The 17,903-nt window shown below is 69.0% G+C and carries 20 protein-coding genes and 1 pseudogene; 12 read left to right on the top strand and 9 right to left on the bottom strand.

Going from position 1 to position 17,903, the window contains the following annotated elements; all coding sequences use genetic code 11:
• Positions 1-4: 4 nt before the first annotated feature.
• A complete protein-coding gene (locus tag ACFV4K_RS26565) occupies positions 5-781 on the bottom strand; it encodes a GntR family transcriptional regulator (RefSeq protein ID WP_379278551.1) in 777 nt (258 codons plus the stop codon).
• Between the two features lie 142 nt (positions 782-923).
• On the opposite strand from ACFV4K_RS26565, the gene ACFV4K_RS26570 reads away from it, so the two are divergent.
• The 5 genes and pseudogenes from ACFV4K_RS26570 to ACFV4K_RS26590 all read left to right on the top strand — a co-directional run bounded on the left by ACFV4K_RS26570 (position 924) and on the right by ACFV4K_RS26590 (position 6,447).
• Entirely contained in the window at positions 924-2,372 is a 1,449-nt protein-coding gene (locus tag ACFV4K_RS26570) for an ABC1 kinase family protein (RefSeq protein ID WP_379278553.1), read from the top strand.
• A gap of 75 nt (positions 2,373-2,447) precedes the next feature.
• Entirely contained in the window at positions 2,448-3,014 is a 567-nt protein-coding gene (locus ACFV4K_RS26575; RefSeq protein WP_379278555.1) for a DJ-1/PfpI family protein, read from the top strand.
• An 80-nt stretch (positions 3,015-3,094) separates the two neighbouring features.
• Complete coding sequence (locus ACFV4K_RS26580) at positions 3,095-4,240, top strand: TDT family transporter (RefSeq protein WP_379278557.1); 1,146 nt, start codon at positions 3,095-3,097, stop codon at positions 4,238-4,240.
• Between the two features lie 125 nt (positions 4,241-4,365).
• Positions 4,366-5,033: pseudogene (locus tag ACFV4K_RS26585) on the top strand (metallophosphoesterase family protein); the annotation flags it as partial.
• Between the two features lie 196 nt (positions 5,034-5,229).
• Positions 5,230-6,447, top strand: a complete 1,218-nt coding sequence (locus ACFV4K_RS26590) for an Ig-like domain-containing protein (RefSeq protein WP_379278559.1) — start codon at positions 5,230-5,232, stop codon at positions 6,445-6,447.
• Here the strand turns inward: ACFV4K_RS26590 and ACFV4K_RS26595 are convergent.
• Complete coding sequence (locus ACFV4K_RS26595) at positions 6,420-7,715, bottom strand: lipopolysaccharide biosynthesis protein (protein WP_379278561.1); 1,296 nt, start codon at positions 7,713-7,715, stop codon at positions 6,420-6,422. The two genes, ACFV4K_RS26590 and ACFV4K_RS26595, sit on opposite strands and share 28 nt — an antisense overlap.
• Positions 7,716-7,915: 200 nt before the next feature.
• Between ACFV4K_RS26595 and ACFV4K_RS26600 the strand changes: the two genes are divergently transcribed.
• Positions 7,916-8,527, top strand: a complete 612-nt coding sequence (locus ACFV4K_RS26600) for a DUF4126 domain-containing protein (RefSeq protein WP_379278562.1) — start codon at positions 7,916-7,918, stop codon at positions 8,525-8,527.
• Between the two features lie 11 nt (positions 8,528-8,538).
• On the opposite strand, the gene ACFV4K_RS26605 is transcribed toward ACFV4K_RS26600, so the two are convergent.
• From ACFV4K_RS26605 to ACFV4K_RS26615, 3 genes are all read right to left on the bottom strand, one after another.
• Positions 8,539-9,504, bottom strand: coding sequence for a DUF1152 domain-containing protein (locus ACFV4K_RS26605; protein ID WP_379278564.1), 966 nt, complete (start codon positions 9,502-9,504; stop codon positions 8,539-8,541).
• Between the two features lie 39 nt (positions 9,505-9,543).
• Positions 9,544-9,759, bottom strand: a complete 216-nt coding sequence (locus ACFV4K_RS26610; RefSeq protein WP_379278583.1) for an alpha/beta fold hydrolase — start codon at positions 9,757-9,759, stop codon at positions 9,544-9,546.
• 71 nt (positions 9,760-9,830) lie between these two features.
• On the bottom strand, positions 9,831-10,853 hold the full coding sequence (locus tag ACFV4K_RS26615; protein ID WP_379278565.1) for a GlxA family transcriptional regulator: 1,023 nt from the start codon (positions 10,851-10,853) through the stop codon (positions 9,831-9,833).
• A gap of 74 nt (positions 10,854-10,927) precedes the next feature.
• Between ACFV4K_RS26615 and ACFV4K_RS26620 the strand changes: the two genes are divergently transcribed.
• Positions 10,928-11,530 carry a TetR/AcrR family transcriptional regulator gene (locus ACFV4K_RS26620; protein WP_379278567.1) on the top strand — a complete coding sequence of 201 codons (603 nt, stop codon included), beginning with the start codon at positions 10,928-10,930 and terminating at the stop codon, positions 11,528-11,530.
• A gap of 129 nt (positions 11,531-11,659) precedes the next feature.
• Here ACFV4K_RS26620 and ACFV4K_RS26625 read toward each other — a convergent pair whose 3' ends face one another.
• Entirely contained in the window at positions 11,660-12,355 is a 696-nt protein-coding gene (locus ACFV4K_RS26625; protein ID WP_379278569.1) for a DUF2993 domain-containing protein, read from the bottom strand.
• Between the two features lie 107 nt (positions 12,356-12,462).
• On the opposite strand from ACFV4K_RS26625, the gene ACFV4K_RS26630 reads away from it, so the two are divergent.
• Positions 12,463-13,476 (top strand): NADP-dependent oxidoreductase, encoded by a 1,014-nt coding sequence (locus ACFV4K_RS26630; protein WP_379278571.1) that lies wholly within the window; start codon positions 12,463-12,465, stop codon positions 13,474-13,476.
• A gap of 3 nt (positions 13,477-13,479) precedes the next feature.
• Here the strand turns inward: ACFV4K_RS26630 and ACFV4K_RS26635 are convergent, their stop codons facing one another.
• Together ACFV4K_RS26635 and ACFV4K_RS26640 are read right to left on the bottom strand one after the other, a co-directional pair.
• The gene (locus tag ACFV4K_RS26635; protein WP_379278573.1) at positions 13,480-14,136 is read right to left on the bottom strand and encodes a hypothetical protein; all 657 of its coding nucleotides are present in this window, start codon (positions 14,134-14,136) and stop codon (positions 13,480-13,482) included.
• Positions 14,137-14,212: 76 nt separating this feature from the next.
• The gene (locus ACFV4K_RS26640; protein WP_379278575.1) at positions 14,213-14,851 is read right to left on the bottom strand and encodes a hypothetical protein; all 639 of its coding nucleotides are present in this window, start codon (positions 14,849-14,851) and stop codon (positions 14,213-14,215) included.
• Between the two features lie 267 nt (positions 14,852-15,118).
• Here ACFV4K_RS26640 and ACFV4K_RS26645 point away from each other — a divergent pair, with 267 nt between their 5' ends.
• Both ACFV4K_RS26645 and ACFV4K_RS26650 read left to right on the top strand, forming a co-directional pair.
• Positions 15,119-15,445, top strand: coding sequence for a hypothetical protein (locus ACFV4K_RS26645; protein WP_379278585.1), 327 nt, complete (start codon positions 15,119-15,121; stop codon positions 15,443-15,445).
• Positions 15,446-15,483: 38 nt separating this feature from the next.
• On the top strand, positions 15,484-15,696 hold the full coding sequence (locus ACFV4K_RS26650; protein ID WP_379278576.1) for a hypothetical protein: 213 nt from the start codon (positions 15,484-15,486) through the stop codon (positions 15,694-15,696).
• Positions 15,697-15,796: 100 nt separating this feature from the next.
• On the opposite strand, the gene ACFV4K_RS26655 is transcribed toward ACFV4K_RS26650, so the two are convergent.
• The gene (locus ACFV4K_RS26655) at positions 15,797-16,363 is read right to left on the bottom strand and encodes a hypothetical protein (protein ID WP_379278578.1); all 567 of its coding nucleotides are present in this window, start codon (positions 16,361-16,363) and stop codon (positions 15,797-15,799) included.
• 165 nt (positions 16,364-16,528) lie between these two features.
• On the opposite strand from ACFV4K_RS26655, the gene ACFV4K_RS26660 reads away from it, so the two are divergent.
• Together ACFV4K_RS26660 and ACFV4K_RS26665 are read left to right on the top strand one after the other, a co-directional pair.
• The gene (locus tag ACFV4K_RS26660) at positions 16,529-17,449 is read left to right on the top strand and encodes a hypothetical protein (RefSeq protein ID WP_379278579.1); all 921 of its coding nucleotides are present in this window, start codon (positions 16,529-16,531) and stop codon (positions 17,447-17,449) included.
• A gap of 85 nt (positions 17,450-17,534) precedes the next feature.
• On the top strand, positions 17,535-17,867 hold the full coding sequence (locus ACFV4K_RS26665; protein WP_379278581.1) for a DUF732 domain-containing protein: 333 nt from the start codon (positions 17,535-17,537) through the stop codon (positions 17,865-17,867).
• Positions 17,868-17,903 lie beyond the last annotated feature (36 nt).

Consider the following 17,903-nt stretch of genomic DNA (forward strand, 5'->3'; position numbering starts at 1 on the left):
ACGCCTAAGCCGTCGCGCTGCGCGGACGGGTCCCCGCACCCGGGTCCAGTCCCGCCGGTTCGTCGAAGCGGGCCAGCACCTTGTCGTGGTACATCGCGAACAGGTCCTCGAACAGCGCCAATTGCGCCGGTGAGGGCCCGCCCTCGGTTTCCCAGACCGCGAGCAGGGCGCGCCACATCAGGACGTGCAGATCGGGGGCGGCCGCGAAGTACGCGTCGACCGCTTCGGGCACCTCGAACAGCATCTCCCCCACCGAGTTCAGCACCGCGCGCTGCATGGTGTGGCCCAGGTCGGTGAGAATCGCACGCACCAGGCCGAGCTCGATGTCGAGCAGGCGGGCGTGGTCGGGTTCCGGAGCGCGGGCCTCGGTTTCGAGCGCGTCGACCCGGGCGGTCAGTTCCGCGGGCGCGATGCCGCGCTCGGCGGCGGTGTAGTCGAGCAGGGCGTCGAGCACGATGGCGCGTTCGGCGGCCACGATATTGCCGAACATCTCCGAGGCGACCTCGGGCGCGTGCAGGCTGAGCCGGAACAGCCGCCGGTACACGTCCACCCCGCCGGCGCGGCGCACGTCGCGCACGCTGAACCCGCGGCCGCGGTGGGCGTCGACGAAGCCGTAGGACTCCAACCGGCCCAGCACCAATTGCGCCGTGGCCCGGTTCATCTCGAATTCCTCGGCGACCTGGCGAACCGACGGCATCAGGTCTCCGGGTGCGTATTCCCCGGTCGCGACGCGGCGAGCGAGCTCGTCGGCGACATCGGCCACGACCGTCTGGGCACCCATCCCGTCACCTTTCGACAACTTTCGGATACGTCCCAGACAGTTTAAGCTCTGGTGTGCCAAACTGCACGTGCATGGGCTATTCCGCAGACCCTGACGCTGCCGTGCACTCGATGGCCCTGCCGCGCACACAATGGGGTGAGCAATGTCGATTCGGCGAATCCGGGAACGGACAGCGGGCGACCCCGGCGGCCCGCCGATCCGCGCTGCCGTCCGCAATGCCCGGATCGCCAGTCTCCCGGTCGCATTCGCGGGCCGCCAGGCCGCCGGGGTCGGCAAGCGCGCCCTGGGCCATTCGGCCGCCGAGGTGGATTCCGAGATCCGGCTGCGCACCGCCCAGCACATCTTCGAGGTGCTCGGCGAATTGAAGGGCTGCGCAACCAAACTCGGCCAGCTGCTCTCGCTCTACGAACTCGCCCTGCCCGCCGAGATCGCCTCGCCTTACCGGACCGCGCTGACCCAGCTACAGGAATCGGTGCCCACCATGCTGCCCGCCACCGTGCACGAGGCGATGGTCGCGGGCCTGGGCGACCAATGGCGTTCGCGGTTCACCGAATTCGACGACCGCCGCGCCGCCGCCGCCTCGATCGGGCAGGTGCATCGCGCGGTGTGGAACGACGGCCGCCCGGTGGCGGTGAAGGTCATGTATCCGGGCGCGCACACCGCGGTGCTCGCCGATCTCGAACAGCTGCGCCGACTCTCGGTGCTGGCCACGGTGTTCGCACCGGGCGCGGACGTGCCCGCGGTGACCGAGGCCATCTGCACCTGCGTGGCCGACGAACTCGACTACGTGGCCGAGGCCGAACATCAGCGCCGCTTCGCGCAGGCCTACGCGGGCGACCCGGACTTCGCCGTCCCGGACGTGATCGTCCAGCAGGGCGATGTGATCGTCACCGAATGGCTCACCGGCACACCGGTTTCACGGATCATCGAGTCGGGCACACCCGCCGAGCGCAGCCGGGTCGGCATGTTGATCATCCGCTTCCTGCTCTCGGCGTGGACCCGCACCGGCCTGCTGTACTGCGATCCGCACCCGGGCAATTTCCGGATCGTCCCGGACGGGCGGCTGGGCGTGGTGGATTTCGGGGCCTGCACGCCCTGGCCACCCCCGGGGTTCGAGGAGCTGGTCGGCGAGGTGATGGACGCCGCGTTCAACGGCGGCATCCCGGAACTGGACGCGGCGGTCCGCCGCCACGGCTTCGTCCAGCCCGGCCGCGACTACGACGTGGCCGCGCTCGCCGAGGGGCTGGACGCCGTCGGCGAGCCGCTCACCGTGCCTGCCTTCCGCCTCACCACCGCCTGGCTGCGCGGCCACGTCCGCTCGGTGCTGGCGCCCCGGCTCTCGAACGTTCACCGCCAACTGGACATGCCCGCCTACTTCACTCCCTTCGCGCGCTGCTTCCTCACCGCGCTGGGCGTGGTGTGCCAGCTGGAGACCGAGGGCCCGATCCGCGCCGAATTCGCCCGCTGGTCACCGGAACTGGCCGCGGTGTTCGACCGCTACGACACCCGCCACGCCGAGCCAGCCGACCTGGCGGTGGTGCGCCACCTGCGCCCGGCGCCGACCGACCGGCGCGCCTGGATCGTCGGCTGAACCGAGAGCCCTCGCCTGAACCGAAAACCCGTAGGCGCGCTGCCGATCCCGATACCATCGACTGGGAGGTGCGCCATGACGAAGGTGCTCTTGATCACCGGCGATGCCGCCGAAGACCTCGAAGTCATGTACCCGTACCAGCGGCTGCTGGAGGAGGGGTACGAGGTCGATATCGCGGCTCCCGCACGCAAACAACTCCAGTTCGTGGTCCACGATTTCACCGCGGGCTTCGACACCTATACCGAGAAGCTCGGCCGCACCTGGCCCGCCGATCTGGCGTTCGGCGAGGTCGATCCGGCCGAGTACGCCGCCCTGGTCGTGCCCGGCGGCCGCGCGCCGGAGTATCTACGCGGCGATCCGGACTGCCGCCGCATCGTCCAGCACTTCGCGCAGGCCGACAAACCGATCGCCGCCCTGTGCCACGGCCCGCTCATCCTCGCCGCGGCCGGGGTGCTGCGCGACCGCTCGTCGAGCGCCTACCCGACGCTGGAACCGGATATCGCCGCCGCCGGCGCCCGCTGGGTCGACAGCCCGGATCACGTCGACGGCAATCTGGTCACCGGCCGCGCCTGGCCCGACCATCCGCGGTGGATGCGCGCGTTCCTGGAGGTCCTTCGCAAGGCGGCCCCATCGGTTCACTGAACCAGGACATAGACCGAGTCTATGCATCCATCGGAATGCGGCCGCTACCGGCGGAAGGGCGGTCGGGCCAAGGTTGAGGCATGACCACAGTGACTTTCCGCCGCACCGTTCCCGCCGCGACCGCCGCCCGCGCGGATACGGCGGCGGGGGAACGCTCGGGTGGCCGGGAGCCGCTGCGGTACCTGGCTCCGAACTGGTTCGCCGTGGTGATGGGGACCGGGATCATCGGGAACGCGGCGGCCACCCTGCCGACGCAGTTCCCCGGATTGCGGGGCGCCGCGACCGTCGCGTGGGCATTGGCCTCGCTGATCCTCATCGTGCTCGCCGGGGCATGGGTGCTGCACTGGCGGCGCTATCCCGAGGAGGCCCGCGGGCACGGGATGCACCCGGTGATGATGCAGTTCTACGGCGCCGCGCCCATGGCGTTGATGACCGTCGGCGCGGGCACCCTGCTGCTGGGCAAGGACGTCATCGGCTTGTCCGCCGCCGTGACCGTGGACTGGGTGTTGTGGTCGGCGGGAACGGTTCTCGGGCTGCTGACCGCGGCGAGCATCCCCTATCGGATGATCACCCGGCACCGGTTCGATCCCGACTCGGCGTTCGGCGGCTGGCTCATGCCGGTGGTGCCGCCCATGGTGTCGGCGGCGCTGGGCGCACTGCTGGTGCCGCACGCTCCCGCCGGGCAGGCCCGGCTGACCATGTTCGTGGCGTGCCTGGCCATGTTCGGCCTGAGCCTCATCGCCTCGCTGGTCACCACCACCCTGATCTGGTCGCGGCTGCTGCATCACGGGCTGCCGCCCGCCGGGATGGTCGCGACCGTGTGGCTGGTACTGGGCCCGCTGGGCCAGTCGGTGACCGCGGCGAGCGGGCTGGCCGGGGTCGCCCCGGGCGTGGTGGACGAGCGCACCGCCGCCGGCATGGATGTGTTCACCGTGCTGTTCGGTGTTCCCACCTGGGGATTCGCCATGCTGTGGCTTGCCCTGGCGGTCGCGGTCACCTGGCACGCCCGCGCCTCGATGCCGTTCAACCTGACCTGGTGGGGCTTCACCTTCCCGGTCGGCTGCTGCGTCACCGGCAGCACCGCCCTCTACGGCCACACCGGCGCGGATCTGTTCGCGGTCACCGCGGTGGCCCTGTTCGCACTGCTGGTCGTCGCCTGGCTGGTCGTGGCCGCGAAGACCGTCCACGGGCTGGTGCTGGGCGAACTGCTGCGCCCCGTCCGCTAGGGCAGGGTCCGGGGTCGATGCGGTCGAAAAAGGGTCCGCGCTGTAACCCCGCCCGCTATCCACTGACAGACGTGGACACGCCTCGAGTTCTTCGATGGATGCGGGACACCAGTGCCACCGACATCTTCTCCGAGGCCATCTCGCAGGTGAATTCGCTGGGCTATCAGCCCGATTCCGTGATCCACACCGGCGATCTGACCCACCTGGCCACGGCGGAGCAGTTCGATCAGGTCGAGCAGATGATGGGCGGGCTGTCGACGCCGCACGTGTTCACGGTTCCGGGAGAACATGATTCGAGTGATACGGCGCTTCGCGATATCGGTCGGTCTTCGGAAATGATATGCGCGGCGACGGCTGGTACGGCTTCGACATCGCGGGCGCGCACGTGATCGGGTTGGTCAATACGCTGAACCTGAAGAACCTCGGCCATCTCGGGCAGGATCAGCTCGACTTCGTCCAGAAGGATGTGGCCGGGTTGTCCAGTGACACACCGATCATCGTGTTCAGCCACATCCCGCTGTTCGCCATGCACCCCCAATGGGGCTGGGGCACAGACGATGCCGCGTAGGCGCTCAGCCACCTGAAACGGTTCGCGTCGGCCACCTGTCTCAACGGCCATGTGCACCAGCTGTTCACGAAGACCGAGGGCGATGTCACCTTCTACAGCGGCACCACCACCGCCTATCCCCTGTCCAAGCCCGGCGACGGGCCCGCGCCCACACCGGTGACCCTGCCCGCGGGCAAGCTGCACGAGGCGCTGGGAATTCGCGAGGTGACCCTCCAGAAGGGGTAACAGCAACTCGCTATCAAGGAAAAGACGCTGAAATGACCACTGCCGACCGGCGTGTCGCTCGCGGGTCTCACATCGGTGTCATTTCTCAGGGATGACCTGGTGATGGAAGATCGGAAACGGCGAGTAATCTACTACGCTGGGCAGTAACAAGATGCTGTGCAGCGATGCGGCGCACGGCGATTACAGGAGGGAAGCCATGCCACCCCGCCGTTTTCGGACGAACGCCGCAGCGAGCGTATTGGTCACGCTCACGCTGGTGCTGGCGGCCTGCTCGTCCAATCTCCCGAGCGGGAAGGTCGGTCCGCGCACGCCGGTCGAGCAGTCCATCGTGGTGTCGCCCGCGCCGGGCTCGGACAAGGTGGATCCGTCGGCGCCGGTGAAGGTGAGCACCACCGGGGGCGTGCTGACCGACGTCGTGCTCAGCAATGAGGACGGCAAGGTCATCGAGGGCACCTACACGCCGGACAAGACCGCGTGGAAGCCCAACGACCAGCTCGGCTACGGCCGCACCTACACGCTGAAGGCTTCCGGTGTCGATGTGACCGGTCCCACCGGGCCGGTCACCTCCACCTTCACCACCATCAACCCGAAGAACCAGACCAAGGTGTACCTGAACACCACGGGCGGGCAGGCCATCGTCGACGGCAACAGCTACGGCGTGGGCATGGTCATCGTCGCGCACTTCGACGAGGACATCCCGGACCGGGCGGCCGCGCAGAAGCGACTGGTCGTCACCACCGATCCGCCGGTGGAGGGCTCCTGGTACTGGCTGGACAACCGCAATGCGCACTGGCGGCCCAAGGAGTACTGGAAGACGGGCACCAAGGTGAACGTCGCGGCCAACCTGTACGGCGTGGAGGTCGGCAACGGGCTGTTCGGGCAGGAGGACGCGAAGTCGCGCTTCGTGATCGGGCCCTCGCACGTGTCCATCGCCGACGACAACACCAAACAGGTGCAGGTGTTCGAGAACGGTCAGCTGATCCGCACCATGCCCACCTCCATGGGACGCGGCGGCTCCGAGACCGTGGCGGGCAAGACGTTCACGTTCTGGACCATGCCCGGCACCTACACGGTGATGGACAAGGCCAACCCGGTGATCATGGACTCCTCGTCCTACGGGCTGCCGATCAACTCGCGGCTCGGGTACAAGGAGACCATCGGCTGGGCGACCCGCATCAGCACCGACGGCATCTACCTGCATCAGCTCGACTCGACGGTGTGGGCGCAGGGCAATACCAACCTCTCACACGGCTGCCTCAACCTCAGTCAAGAGAATGCGCAGTGGTTCTTCAACTTCGCGCAGCCAGGCGATGTGGTGGAGGTGCGCAATACCGGCGGCGCGCAGCTCGAGGTGTGGCAGAACGGCGACTGGACGCTGCCGTGGGATCAGTGGCTGGCGGGTAGCGCCGGCTGACGCCGCTCGCGCGCGGCCAGTTGCCCGGTGCGCGCGAGATACCAGGCCGCGACACAGAATTCGGCGGCCACGGCGCCCCACACCAGCGTCCACACCGAGTGGGTGCGCAGGGTGAGCAGCAGGGCGGTGGCCGCCACCGCGGTCCCGATCACCGCGCCGATCATGATGCCGACGGTGTCCTGGCGGACCGGCAGGATCGCGGTGGTGACGAACGAGGTGGTGGCGGTCGCGACCAGGATGCAGACCTCGACCCGCAGCATCGGCACCACAGCGCGGAACTCGTCGTCGTAGATGACCTGCACCGCGAGCGGCGCGGCGATCCAGATCCCCGCCACCGCGACGGCCGCCACGATCACGCAGGCGGCCAGGGCGCGCAGTTCGTGCCGCCAGAAGCCTGGCTCGGTGCGCTCGCGCGTCATCCGGGGCAGCAGCGCCAGCCCGATCGGATCCAGCAGCGACTGGGTGGCGCGCACCAGTTTGTCACCCGCCGAATACAACCCGAGCGAGGCGGCGTCGAGCACCGACGAGTACACGGTGGCCGTCCCCTGCCCGTAACTGGTGACCAGCAGCCGTGAGGCGAGCACGGGCGCGCCCTTGCGCAGGATCATCACCACCTTGCTCGGCCGCCCCGGCTTCCCGAACCGCTTGTTCGCATCCCACCAGGTCAGCGCGACCGTGACCACGGACGACAGCAGCAGGCACACCAGCACCACCTCGGCGTGCGGCAGCCGCGGCAATACCCCGACCAGCAGCACGAGATACACCACCCGCCCGGCGATCTGATACGACATCGAGGCCCCGAATCTGGCCTGCCCCACCAGCAGCCAGTCCTCGGACATCGACAGGAAGCCGCCCACGAACAATCCGAGCAGGATCATCCGCAGGTGCGCTCCGGCCCCGGAAGACAGACCGGCCGCGAGGGCCACCCCGAGTGCGCCGAGCCCGGCCGCCCGCACCGCGAGGTAACTTCCCCGCAGTTCGTCGAGTCCGGCGTCGCCGAGCAGCGCGGCCATGAAGGTGTTGATCCCGAGATCCACGACCAGCGATCCGAGGAAGTACGCCGACATCCCGATGGCCAGCAGCCCGACACCGCTCACCCCGAGCGTCCGCGCGGTCAGCGGCACCGTCACCGCGGTCACCAGGAACTGCCCGTACTTCCCGAGGCTGACGAATCCGATGTCCCGCAGGACCGACAGCAGCCCGTCCTCGGCCACCCTCGCCCGCACGCGTCCGACCAACGCGCCACCCAGGTGTCGCCGATCCGCCATAGCGGTCCCTCTCTCCCCGACCGCGCACCCCGGGCCGACGGCGAAATTCTCCCGCCGCACCACCCACCCCGCCACCCGATCGTGCCCGGTTGGGGGAAACCGTGACGCCCCGTTCAAATGAACCGCGCAGTCCCGCAACCGGACCCGCGACCGCCCCCCAAATACCGGCCGCTTTCCCCGGGTACCTGCACACTGGTCCCATGGAGATCACATCGGCCGTCGGAGCGATCCTCGGCGCGTTCGGATTGTCGGGCGCGGCGGGGCTCAATGCCTGGCTCCCCCTGCTGGTGGTGGGGGCCGCCGACCGCATGGGCTGGATCGACCTGGGCTCTTCCTACGGCTGGCTCTCCTCCACCCCCGCCTTGATCGTGATCGCCCTGCTGCTGGTCTTCGACCTCATCGGTGACAAGATCCCCGCCATCGACTCGGTCCTGCACGCCATCGGCACCCTCGTGGCCCCCGCCTCCGGCGCGATCCTCTTCACCGCAGAGACCAGCATCTCCTCCAACCTCCCGCCCGCCGTCGCCGCCATTCTCGGCGCGGTCACCGCCGGCAGCGTCCACGCGGGCCGCACGGTGGCGCGCCCCTTCGTCACGGGAACCACTGCGGGCGTGGGCAACCCGGTAGTCTCCACCGCCGAGGACGGCACCTCCCTGCTCCTCACCGTCCTGGCCCTGGCCGTCCCTGTCCTCGCCTTCGCCGCCATCCTGCTGCTGCTCATCTTCCTGGGCTGGTTGGCTTTCCGAGCCCGGCGCCGGCTCCGCACCCGGCGCGCCCGCAAGGACCGCCAGCCGGACCGACTACAGCCGTGACCCCCGCGTCGTCAGCCGGGAATCGCGCGCCGGGCCCGTAGCGGAATCTGATCCCGAAACGCCTCGATGGCGGCCGCGACCTCGTATGGTGTCGCCGCATCCTCGATCTCGTTGCGGTACAACACCCGTCCCGCGACCGCGTCCAGGTCGAACCCCCACACCATCGACATGAGCGGGTTGATGAACAACTCGTAATCCCCGCTCCGGGTCCGCGGCACCGACCGGTGATCTCCGAACTCGCCGCGCGCCGCATCGGTGATCGACGCACACACGATGCTCTCCCGATCGGGCGTATTCCCCTGCGCATACGTCACCGCCTCGAGCCACTCGTCCACGGCCCGAATCCCCGGCGTCAAAGCGAAAACCCCATGGTAGGCGCCCATTTGGGCCAGCGCCGCCACATTCTCGAGAAAATGCGCGTGACACAGCCCGTGATGCGCGTCCACCCCGAAACCGACACACGCCACCGTCTTCACCGGCACATCCAGCGCTTGCACCGCCAGCAGGCTGGTGATGTCCTCGACCGGCGTCCCCAGCCCGGCCTCGTCCCCGGTCATCAGCAGATCGGTTCCCCCATCGACCAAGACGACCCCGTCGACGCCCAATTCGTCTGCCAGCCAGCGATAGGCGGCACGGACCGCCTTCGTCCCACCCTTCTTGATCATGTACACCCGGTCCCCATACCCCCGCGCCGCCAACCACGCGGCGAGGTGCTTCTCCGGGAAATAGGACTGCGGCCCATCGGAATCCGGGCGCGCGTCGAAAACGCCCGGTCCGACCTCCACCGCCGAGGTGCGCTTCGCGGCGGTGAATGTCATATTCGCAACGAATACCGTGCACCCTCGTTCGATCAGGGACAGCGCGATCGGTAACCCGCTGAGCACGTCGAAACCCCCACCGGCCCCGGCGATCAGCACCCGCTCACAGCCCTGTAGCCGATGCAGGACCGGAGTATCGAACAAGGTGGGTGCTGACACCGGGCCCAGTGTAGGCAGGCTTCGTGTCGGGAAGGGGGCTCAGCGGTGGTGGCGGACCGCGCGCAGGATGAGGTCGGCGACCGCGTCGGGGCGGGAGACGGTGACGGCGTGGGAGGCGTCGACCTCGGTGGTGTGAGCCCCGGCGCGTTCGGCCATGAAGCGCTGGGCCGCGACGGGGATGTTCTTGTCGGCCATGGTGAGCAGGGCGAAGGCCGGGATGGTTCGCCAGGCGGCGGCCGCGGCCGGTTCCTCCAGGCGCCACGGTAGTCATTTTCGTGCGGAAACACCGCGCGCCGCCCCGCCCTACCGGCCGCGAAATCCACGATTCAGGACACGGCCTCGACCGCCGATTCCCGGTCATCCGCCCAGCTCGCGGACCCGGTCGTCCGGAACCGCTGCTGGTAGCTGCGCGGCGAAACGCCCAGGCGCGCAACGAAGGCCCGGCGCAGCGCCTCACCACTGCCGTAGCCCGCGATCATGGCCGCTTCGGTCACCGTGGACCCGGCGTGCAGCAGGTCCCGGGCTACGCCGAACCGGATGAAGGCCACGTATTCGGCCGGGGAGCGTTCGAGTTCGGACCGGAACAGCCGGGTCAGATGCCGGACGCTGACCTGCGCGTGCGCGGCCAGGGTCTGCACCGTGTGCGGGAAGGCCGGATCCGCGCAGATCAGATCGACCACCCGGCGCACCAGCGGGCTGCGCGGCACCGGACCGGTCAGCGAGGCCGAGAACTGTGACTGTCCGCCCGCCCGCTGCATGTAGACCACGAGCAGCTGCGCCGTCCGCCGCGCCACATCCGCGCCGTGATCCTCCTCCACCAGCGCGAGCGCCAGATCCACGCCCGCGGCGACTCCGGCCGAGCTGTACAGGTTTCCGTCGCGCACGAAGATGGCATCGGCATCCACCTCGATCGCCGGGTATCGGCGAGCCAGGTCCGGTGCGAACTTCCAGTGCGTGGTCACCCGCCGCCCGTCCAGCAGGCCCAGTTCGGCCAGCACCGCGGTCCCGCTGCAGATCGACACCAGCCGCCGGGTGCGCGCGGACAGATGCCGGGCCGCCGCCAGCACTTCCGGCGTCACGAACACCGAGGCGGGCAGCTCACTGCCCGGGACCACCACGGTGTCGAAGGTTCCGGCCTCGGCCGCTGCCCCGTTCACCGCCACCTTCGCGCCGATCGAGGTCTGCACCTCCCGCCCATCCGGGGACAGTAGGACCACGTCGTAGCCGTGCACCGCCTGATTGGCCTCCATGAAGACCTCGGCGGGACCGGCGAAGTCGAGCATCTTCACACCATCGAAGACGAGGATCCCCACCCTGCGGCGATTCGTACCGGAAGATTTGGCTGACATGTCCACCAGTATTCTGGAGGCCTGCCTCCAGAACAAGTGAAGTGCGCGAGATCGCAGATTGATACGGTGACCCCATGGGCAGACCACGGCAGTTCGACGAGCAGGCATTGCTCGCCGCCGCGGTGGAACTCTTCTGGGCGAAGGGCTTCGACACCACGTCGGTCGAAGACGTCTCCCGCGCGACCGGTATCGGCAACGGCAGCATCTACGCCGCCTACACCAGCAAGCGCGGGCTGTTCCTGGCCGCCTTCGAGCGCTACTGCGAGCAGCGCGCCCGCTTCGTGCGCGAGACTGTCGAGTCGGCCCCCGGCTCCGCGCGCGACGCCGTCCGCACCCTCTGCCGTGCGGTCATCGACGACTGCGCCGCCCACCCCGACCACCGCGGCTGCCTGATGCTCAACAGCATCGCCCATCTCGCCACCCGCATCCCCGAGGTGGCCACCATCGCCACCCGCACCACCACGGCCATGGAAACCGCTGTGGCCGACCGACTCCGCCCGGCCATGCCCCACCCCGACGAGGCCCTGCTCTCGACCCTGGGCGCGAGCGTCATCATGACCACCCAGGGCCTCATCCAACTGAGCCGGATCGGCGTCCCCGCAGCCCGCCTCGGCGAGATCGCCGACGTGTCCTGCGAAGTCCTCCCTCCGGACTGGGCCGACCGGCCCCGGAGCTGAACGCGCCGGACATGTCGGTGCGGCGTACGCGGTTTCGGGGTCGCCGTTGGGGAGCCTGCTCAGTCCTCGCGTGGGTGAACACGCTGTTCGGCCGCTGAGCCGGTGACTCCGGCCTGTCCGGGCAGCGGCTCAGGACAGGTCGGAGAACCGGACGGTGCGAGCGACGGCGGTGACGTGCAGGCCGCCCGAAGCGGGCGTGATCGACGTCAGGCGGGCACCCAAGGGGAGCTTCTCCAGCGGGATGGTGAAGGTCAGGGATTCGCTGAGTGCCGCCAGGGACAGGGTGGGGCCACCCGCCGCCGGTTGGATGGACGTCGGGGTCACGACGATGCCGTTGTCGGCGAGAGCCACGGTGACGAAGACCGTTGCGGGAACCGGGATACCGGCCACGGTGAAGGTTCCGGAGACGCGGAGGCCCTCGGGGCTGTCGGAGATGGACTCGACGCCCGCCGGGGCGTAGCGCTGGACCGTGTCGTAGGGAACGCGGGCCGTGGCGGTGGCGGTCTCGGCGGTGAGGTTCTCCGTGCGTTTGTTGATCACGTCGCCCAGCGGCGCCGAGACATTGGTGAGCTTGACGTCGAGGTCGCGGACGGAGATGTCGGGGTCACTCCAGTCGCCGATCCGAATGCCGATGTCGGAGTAGGTCCCATCCAGGGCCTGGGTGAGGAAGGGGAATCCGCCGATGGTGACCTCGGGCTGCTCGGGCAGCTTGTAGTCGGCGGCGATCTGGCGGGCGATCTCGTTCTGGGCCATGCCGACCGCGACGCGGTCGCCGACGATCAGCGCGATCGCCAGCACGACCAGCAGGATCAGCAGTCCGCGCATGTGTTCATCTGTTCAGCCATGCCACCCATCATGCTGGCGAATCCCGGTGACGAGGACGGGCGCGCGGACCCGGGCGCGAATCCCCACGAAATCGCCACAATGTACGCATGAAATCCACCCGCATAGTGCTCGCCTCCCGCCCGGTCGGGATGCCCGAGCAGCAGAACTTCCGGACCGAGACCGTGGAGCTCGAGCCGCCGCGGCCGGGCGAGGCGCTGTTGCAGACGCTGTATCTGTCACTGGACCCCTACATGCGCGGGCGGATGAGCGCCGCGCCGTCCTACGCGCCGCCGGTCGAGATCGACGACACCATGTGCGGCGGTGCGGTGTCACGGGTGCTCGAATCCACCGATCCGGCACTGCAACCCGGCGATATCGTGCTCGGCTGGGCCGGATGGCAGACCCATTCGGTGGAGAACGTGCAGGCCCTGCAGAAGCTGGATCCGGCCGCCGCGCCGCTCACCACCGCGCTCGGTGTGCTCGGCATGCCGGGTCTGACCGCCTACACGGGCCTGCTCACCATCGGCCGTCCGAAGCCGGGCGAGACGGTGGTGGTCGCGGCCGCCACCGGCCCGGTCGGCGCGACGGTCGGCCAGATCGCGAAGATCCAGGGCGCGCGGGCCGTCGGCATCGCGGGCGGCCCGGAGAAGGTCGCGCTGCTGCGGGACCGCTTCGGCTTCGACGCCGCGATCGACCATCGCGCACCCGATTTCGCCGAGCAGCTGGCCGCCGCCACCCCGGACGGCATCGACGTGTACTTCGAGAACGTCGGCGGCGCGGTGTTCGACGCGGTGCTGCCACGCCTGAACACCTATGCCCGGGTTCCGTTGTGCGGCTTGGTCGCCAATTACAACGACACCGATCTGCCGCCCGGCCCGGACCGGCTGCCGCTGCTCACCTCGAACATCCTGCGCAAGAGCCTGACCGTGCGCGGCTTCATCGTGTCGGAGTTCTGGGATCAGATCGGCGTGTTCCAGCGGACCGCGGCGCAGTGGATCGCCGAGGGCAAGCTCACCTACCTCGAGGACATCGTCGACGGCCTGGAGAACGCGGTCGAGGCCTTCCAGGGTCTGCTCACCGGCAAGAACGTCGGCAAGCTGATCATCAAGGTCGCGGACTGACGACTAGCGCATGGCGCTGATGTAGGGCCGCAGCCCGAGCGCGATATCCACGCACACCCCCAGCAGCACATCGCGTTCCACGGGGTCGAGCGGGTGTTTCAGCCACAGCCGGGTGCCCAGGATGGGTACCGGCAGCGGCTGGCCCGCTCGATCCCACCAGAACGAATCGTTGTAGAGGTCGTTCACCAGCCGCCCCACGGTCCAGCCGCCCGCGGTGCGCACCACGTCGAGCCGGCCGACTTTCACGCCCATGCGGTCGAGTACGAGCAGCCGGAACAGTTCGGGTGTGCGGGGCTCGTCCGGGTCGGGCACGAAATGGAAAAGCGTTCCCGCCGTGGATCCGACGGCGGTGGAGGTGTCGGCGCGCTGGATCGAGCCGATGGAGGTGCCGTCACCGCGGGTGATGACGGTGGGCGCGGAGTCCTTGGACTCCACCCACACCACCGATCCGTCGGCGTAGGTGATGCGGTGCCGGCCGGTGCCGCCGTTCTTGAAGCCGAACAGGATGGCGGCCTTGGCGCCGAGCCCGTTGCCCGCGCCCTGCACCCCGGTGGCGAGCGCGTCCTCGGGCCCCACACTGAAGGTGATCTCCAGGGCGTTGTTCAGCTTGTGCACGACCCGGCCCTCGATCATGGTCGAGCGGTCCTGCGACGCCGGCATCGTTCGATCGTAGGCCGGTGGCACCAGCGTGAGGTGGTTTCGCGGCGGCACGCCGGGGGCGACGCGCGCCCCGCATTCACTTGCCGGCAGGGAAGCCCACCGTGGCGAGTGCGGTCGTCCAGTCGGTCGCGATGGCGACCTGCGCGTCGCTGAGGGCGACCTTGCCGTCGCAGATCAGCGTGTGCAGCTTGGACTCGACGCCGTCCTTGGGGTTGTTCGGGCCCGCCCCGTCCTTGTGCCCCGGAGACGGCGGCTCGACCCACAGGTTGCGCGCGTCATTGGGGTCGCCGCCGAGTTCGAGGGAGATGAGGTGGTCGTACTCGCCGTCGCGGGGGTCGCCGTTGTAGCCGTAGGACTTGATGTTCTCGGTCTTCTCGCGGCCGGTGATGTTGCTGTTGGGCCGAATCGAGGCGGTGTATCCCGACTTACAGATGGTGTCGGCCAGATTGGCCGCCGTCACTGTGGGATTCAGCGCGCCCGGCGTGCAGGCCGGGTCGGGCAGCGGCTCGCCGTCGGCGGTCTTGCGGTAGTGGCAGCTGCCGGGCGCGGGCTGCGCCTGCACGGTGTAGGTGCCCTGGGGTCCGGGCCCGACCGGGATCGCGGAATTGTTCTGCTTGGGCGCGGGCTGCGGAACCGCGTGGGCGGGCGCATTGGCCGGATGGGTGGCGGCCTCCTTCGAGCATCCGATCGTCATGCTCAGGACCAGCAGGGCCATCGCAAGCCCCTTGTGCGCCTTCATAACATCCCCTGCTCGACCCGGACGGCAGCCTAATTGTGCGCTATCCCTTGGTGATCGGCCACTCGTCCCACGACGACACACCGAGAGGAAATGCGGATCCCGCCGCCCGCCGAGCAATACATACCAACCGGTTATGCTGCACCAATGACAGCAGATCTGTCGCACTCTCCGGCGGCAATCCAACCGGTCGGCACCAATGGAATTCGGGGCCGCGCCATCGCGCTCGCCGGCCTGCTGCTGGGCATGGGCGCCCTGCACTTCCTCATGCCCAAGCCCTTCGACACCCTGATCCCGCCCCAGCTGCCGGGCGAACCCCGCACCTACACCCACGTTTCGGGCGCGGCCGAGCTCACGGCGGGCGCCCTGCTAGCGATCCCGCGCACCCGCGGCCTGGGCGCGCGGCTCGCCGCCCTGCTCTTCGTCGCGGTCTTCCCCGGCAACCTGTACATGGCCTACGACTGGCTGAGCAGCGACCGCGCCCTGCTGCTGAAAGCCGGTGCCCTGCTCCGCCTCCCGCTGCAGATTCCGCTGGTGCTCACCGCGCGACGGGTGTACCGCGCCGCGCGGTGATCGGCCTCAGTCGGTGGTCAGGAACTGACGATGGCCCCGTGGTCGTCCAGGTGGCCGCGGATTTGGACGTATCCCAGTCCGCCGCCAGCCGATTCAGCACCGGCAGCACCACGTACAACTGCCCGACCATGAGGATCCCGACCGCGCACACCGCGCCCACGGTGCGCCCGACCGGCGCTCACGGCTCGGTCTCCGCGGGCGCGCTCATGAGCGCACGACCCGGACGCGGGCAGGAAGAGGCAGCGAGGTGATCATCGAATTCCTTTCGTGGACAACGGAGTCCACGGCTATCAATCCGAGACCACCGGGCGCGCCGGTTACGTGCGCGCTGATCCGAAGCCGCCGGACGGCTCAGGCCAGGACGAAGCTCAACTGCGGTACGAAGTTGCCGCCCACGCGGATCCACGTGTAGCCGAGCCAGACGCCGGGGGTGACCTGGCGGATCTCGTCGTACACGTTCGGGGTCGGGGACGGGGCGTAGTCGAGGATCCAGGTGGGTTCGCCGTCGACGACGGACGGCCCGGCATAGACAGTGGCGGGCCAGGCTTCCAGATCCGCGGGGGTCAGGCGATTCTGCAGGTAGCCGCCGGTGGGACCGGTGTAGAAGTCCTTGCCGATCCAGACCAGCGGTGTCCAGGACTGCGTCTGGAGGGGCGCGGCGACCCAGCCGTCCTTCGCGCCGACCGGGACGTCGCCGGGCGGGGCGTCCCGATAGATCGCGTCCAGCTGCTCGGGCGCACATCTGAACCGGAGTGAGTCCACAGTTGCTGAAGTGTTGTCGGAGTACAGAACACAGCCGTTTCCACGGTCCGCGTCGGCGTGCGCGGCCACCGGGACAATCAGCGCCAACACCCCGAATCCGACCGGGGTGAGGCTTCTTATGAGGACATTTCGGAAGATCTCACGGCATGCGCTCATAGCTGTCTCCACCGGGATGGTTCCCGACCCAGCGATGATCTTAGTTCGCCACAAAATAGCCGGTCAGCACCGTCGTCGAACCGAGATCAGATCGACGCGCACTTAACAGGAAATTGACAGGTTTCCGCTGGAAATGTCTCGAGCTTCGTGTCGATGTAATGGAGCATGAGCTCGATTCAGGCCCGCACCCCGCGCGCACGGTGGTCGTGGATCGCGACCGGAGGCCTTGTCGCCATGGTCGCCGTGTCGGCGCCGGGCGCGCCCGCCGCCTTCGCCACCTCGCACGACCAGGCCGGGCCGGGCCGGACGCCGGAGGCCACCGCGCCCGCGGCGGTGGCCGTGCTGCATCCCATCTCGGTGACCGCCATCGCCCAGCAGATGCAGACCGCCATCCAGGCGGCCTCGCCGGGCACCACGGTCGGGATCGACGTGGTGGACACCATGACCGGGACGGCGATCGCCAGTCTCAATGCCGACCAGCGGTTCTACACCGCGTCGGTGGTCAAGCTCCTGATCGCGCTCGACACCCTGGGAAGCCAAGGCGCGCAGCCGGATCCGGATACCACCGCGAAAGTCACCCAGATGCTCTCGGCCAGTGACGACGACATCGCCGATCAACTCTGGGAGATCGGCGGCAACGACGCGATCATCGATCGGATGGTCGCGGCGATCGGGCTGACCGCCACCACCGCACCCGAGGACACCGCGCAGTGGGGCGAAACCCTCACCACCCCACGCGATGTCGTGGCGATCTTCCACTACATCACCGCCACCGCCCCGGCCGCGACCCGCGATCTGATTCTGGGCGCGCTGCGCGACACCGCCCGGACCGCCGCCGACGGCACCGATCAGTTCTTCGGCATCCCCGACGCGCTCACCGGCAAGACCTGGGCGGTCAAACAGGGCTGGATGGACCTGAATTCGTCGATCACCCTCGACACCACGGGCCTGGTCGGCACATCGCCGGATCAGCCCTACCGGTACGCGATCGTGGTGCTGTCGACCCAGCCGGCGGGCACCAGCTGGCCGGTGGCGGGGGCGGCGCTGACCGCCGGGGTGACGCTCCTCCACGCGGCGCTGAAGTAGGCCGAGCCCGTCACCTTCGACAACGCGGCCATCGGCCGGGCGCGCGGTACGCTCGCCGGGTTCATTCGATGTTGAAGGAGAGTTCGTGGGTAAGAAGAGCCGTCTCGCTTCGGGTTTCGCACTGGTTGCCGCCGCTGCCGCCACGATGGGCGCCACCGCCGGAGTGGCCGCCGCGGAGCGCGCGCTCACCGGGCAGGAGCAGGTGTTCGTCACCTACCTGGAGGAGCACGGGGACATCCTGGTCGATCTGGACCAGAAGCTCGCGGCCGTCGATCTGGGCAAGGCGTACTGCTCGGCGCTGGCCGCCGGGGTGCCCCGGGACCAGCTGTCGACGCGCCTGCCGGGCGGCGCGGGCGAGGACGCCGAGGCCGCGCTGGTGCTGGAGGCGGCCACGGCCTCGGGCAGCCTCTGCGGCTGACCCGTTGACGTGATGCCTGCGGGCGCAACCGGAAAC

Origin of the sequence: Nocardia sp. NPDC059764, assembly GCF_042732555.1 — a bacterium.
In the GTDB taxonomy this organism is placed as follows: domain Bacteria; phylum Actinomycetota; class Actinomycetes; order Mycobacteriales; family Mycobacteriaceae; genus Nocardia.

Coding starts and splice junctions, on each gene's coding strand:
- ACFV4K_RS26565 (WP_379278551.1), bottom strand. CDS start 781: ATGGGTGCCCAGACGGTCGTGGCCGATGTCGCCGACGAGCTCGCTCGC.
- ACFV4K_RS26655 (WP_379278578.1), bottom strand. CDS start 16,363: ATGAGCGCATGCCGTGAGATCTTCCGAAATGTCCTCATAAGAAGCCTC.
- ACFV4K_RS26590 (WP_379278559.1), top strand. CDS start 5,230: ATGCCACCCCGCCGTTTTCGGACGAACGCCGCAGCGAGCGTATTGGTC.
- ACFV4K_RS26570 (WP_379278553.1), top strand. CDS start 924: ATGTCGATTCGGCGAATCCGGGAACGGACAGCGGGCGACCCCGGCGGC.
- ACFV4K_RS26660 (WP_379278579.1), top strand. CDS start 16,529: ATGAGCTCGATTCAGGCCCGCACCCCGCGCGCACGGTGGTCGTGGATC.
- ACFV4K_RS26615 (WP_379278565.1), bottom strand. CDS start 10,853: ATGTCAGCCAAATCTTCCGGTACGAATCGCCGCAGGGTGGGGATCCTC.
- ACFV4K_RS26635 (WP_379278573.1), bottom strand. CDS start 14,136: ATGCCGGCGTCGCAGGACCGCTCGACCATGATCGAGGGCCGGGTCGTG.
- ACFV4K_RS26580 (WP_379278557.1), top strand. CDS start 3,095: ATGACCACAGTGACTTTCCGCCGCACCGTTCCCGCCGCGACCGCCGCC.
- ACFV4K_RS26620 (WP_379278567.1), top strand. CDS start 10,928: ATGGGCAGACCACGGCAGTTCGACGAGCAGGCATTGCTCGCCGCCGCG.
- ACFV4K_RS26630 (WP_379278571.1), top strand. CDS start 12,463: ATGAAATCCACCCGCATAGTGCTCGCCTCCCGCCCGGTCGGGATGCCC.
- ACFV4K_RS26640 (WP_379278575.1), bottom strand. CDS start 14,851: ATGGCCCTGCTGGTCCTGAGCATGACGATCGGATGCTCGAAGGAGGCC.
- ACFV4K_RS26600 (WP_379278562.1), top strand. CDS start 7,916: ATGGAGATCACATCGGCCGTCGGAGCGATCCTCGGCGCGTTCGGATTG.
- ACFV4K_RS26625 (WP_379278569.1), bottom strand. CDS start 12,355: ATGCGCGGACTGCTGATCCTGCTGGTCGTGCTGGCGATCGCGCTGATC.
- ACFV4K_RS26575 (WP_379278555.1), top strand. CDS start 2,448: ATGACGAAGGTGCTCTTGATCACCGGCGATGCCGCCGAAGACCTCGAA.
- ACFV4K_RS26645 (WP_379278585.1), top strand. CDS start 15,119: ATGGGCGCCCTGCACTTCCTCATGCCCAAGCCCTTCGACACCCTGATC.
- ACFV4K_RS26595 (WP_379278561.1), bottom strand. CDS start 7,715: ATGGCGGATCGGCGACACCTGGGTGGCGCGTTGGTCGGACGCGTGCGG.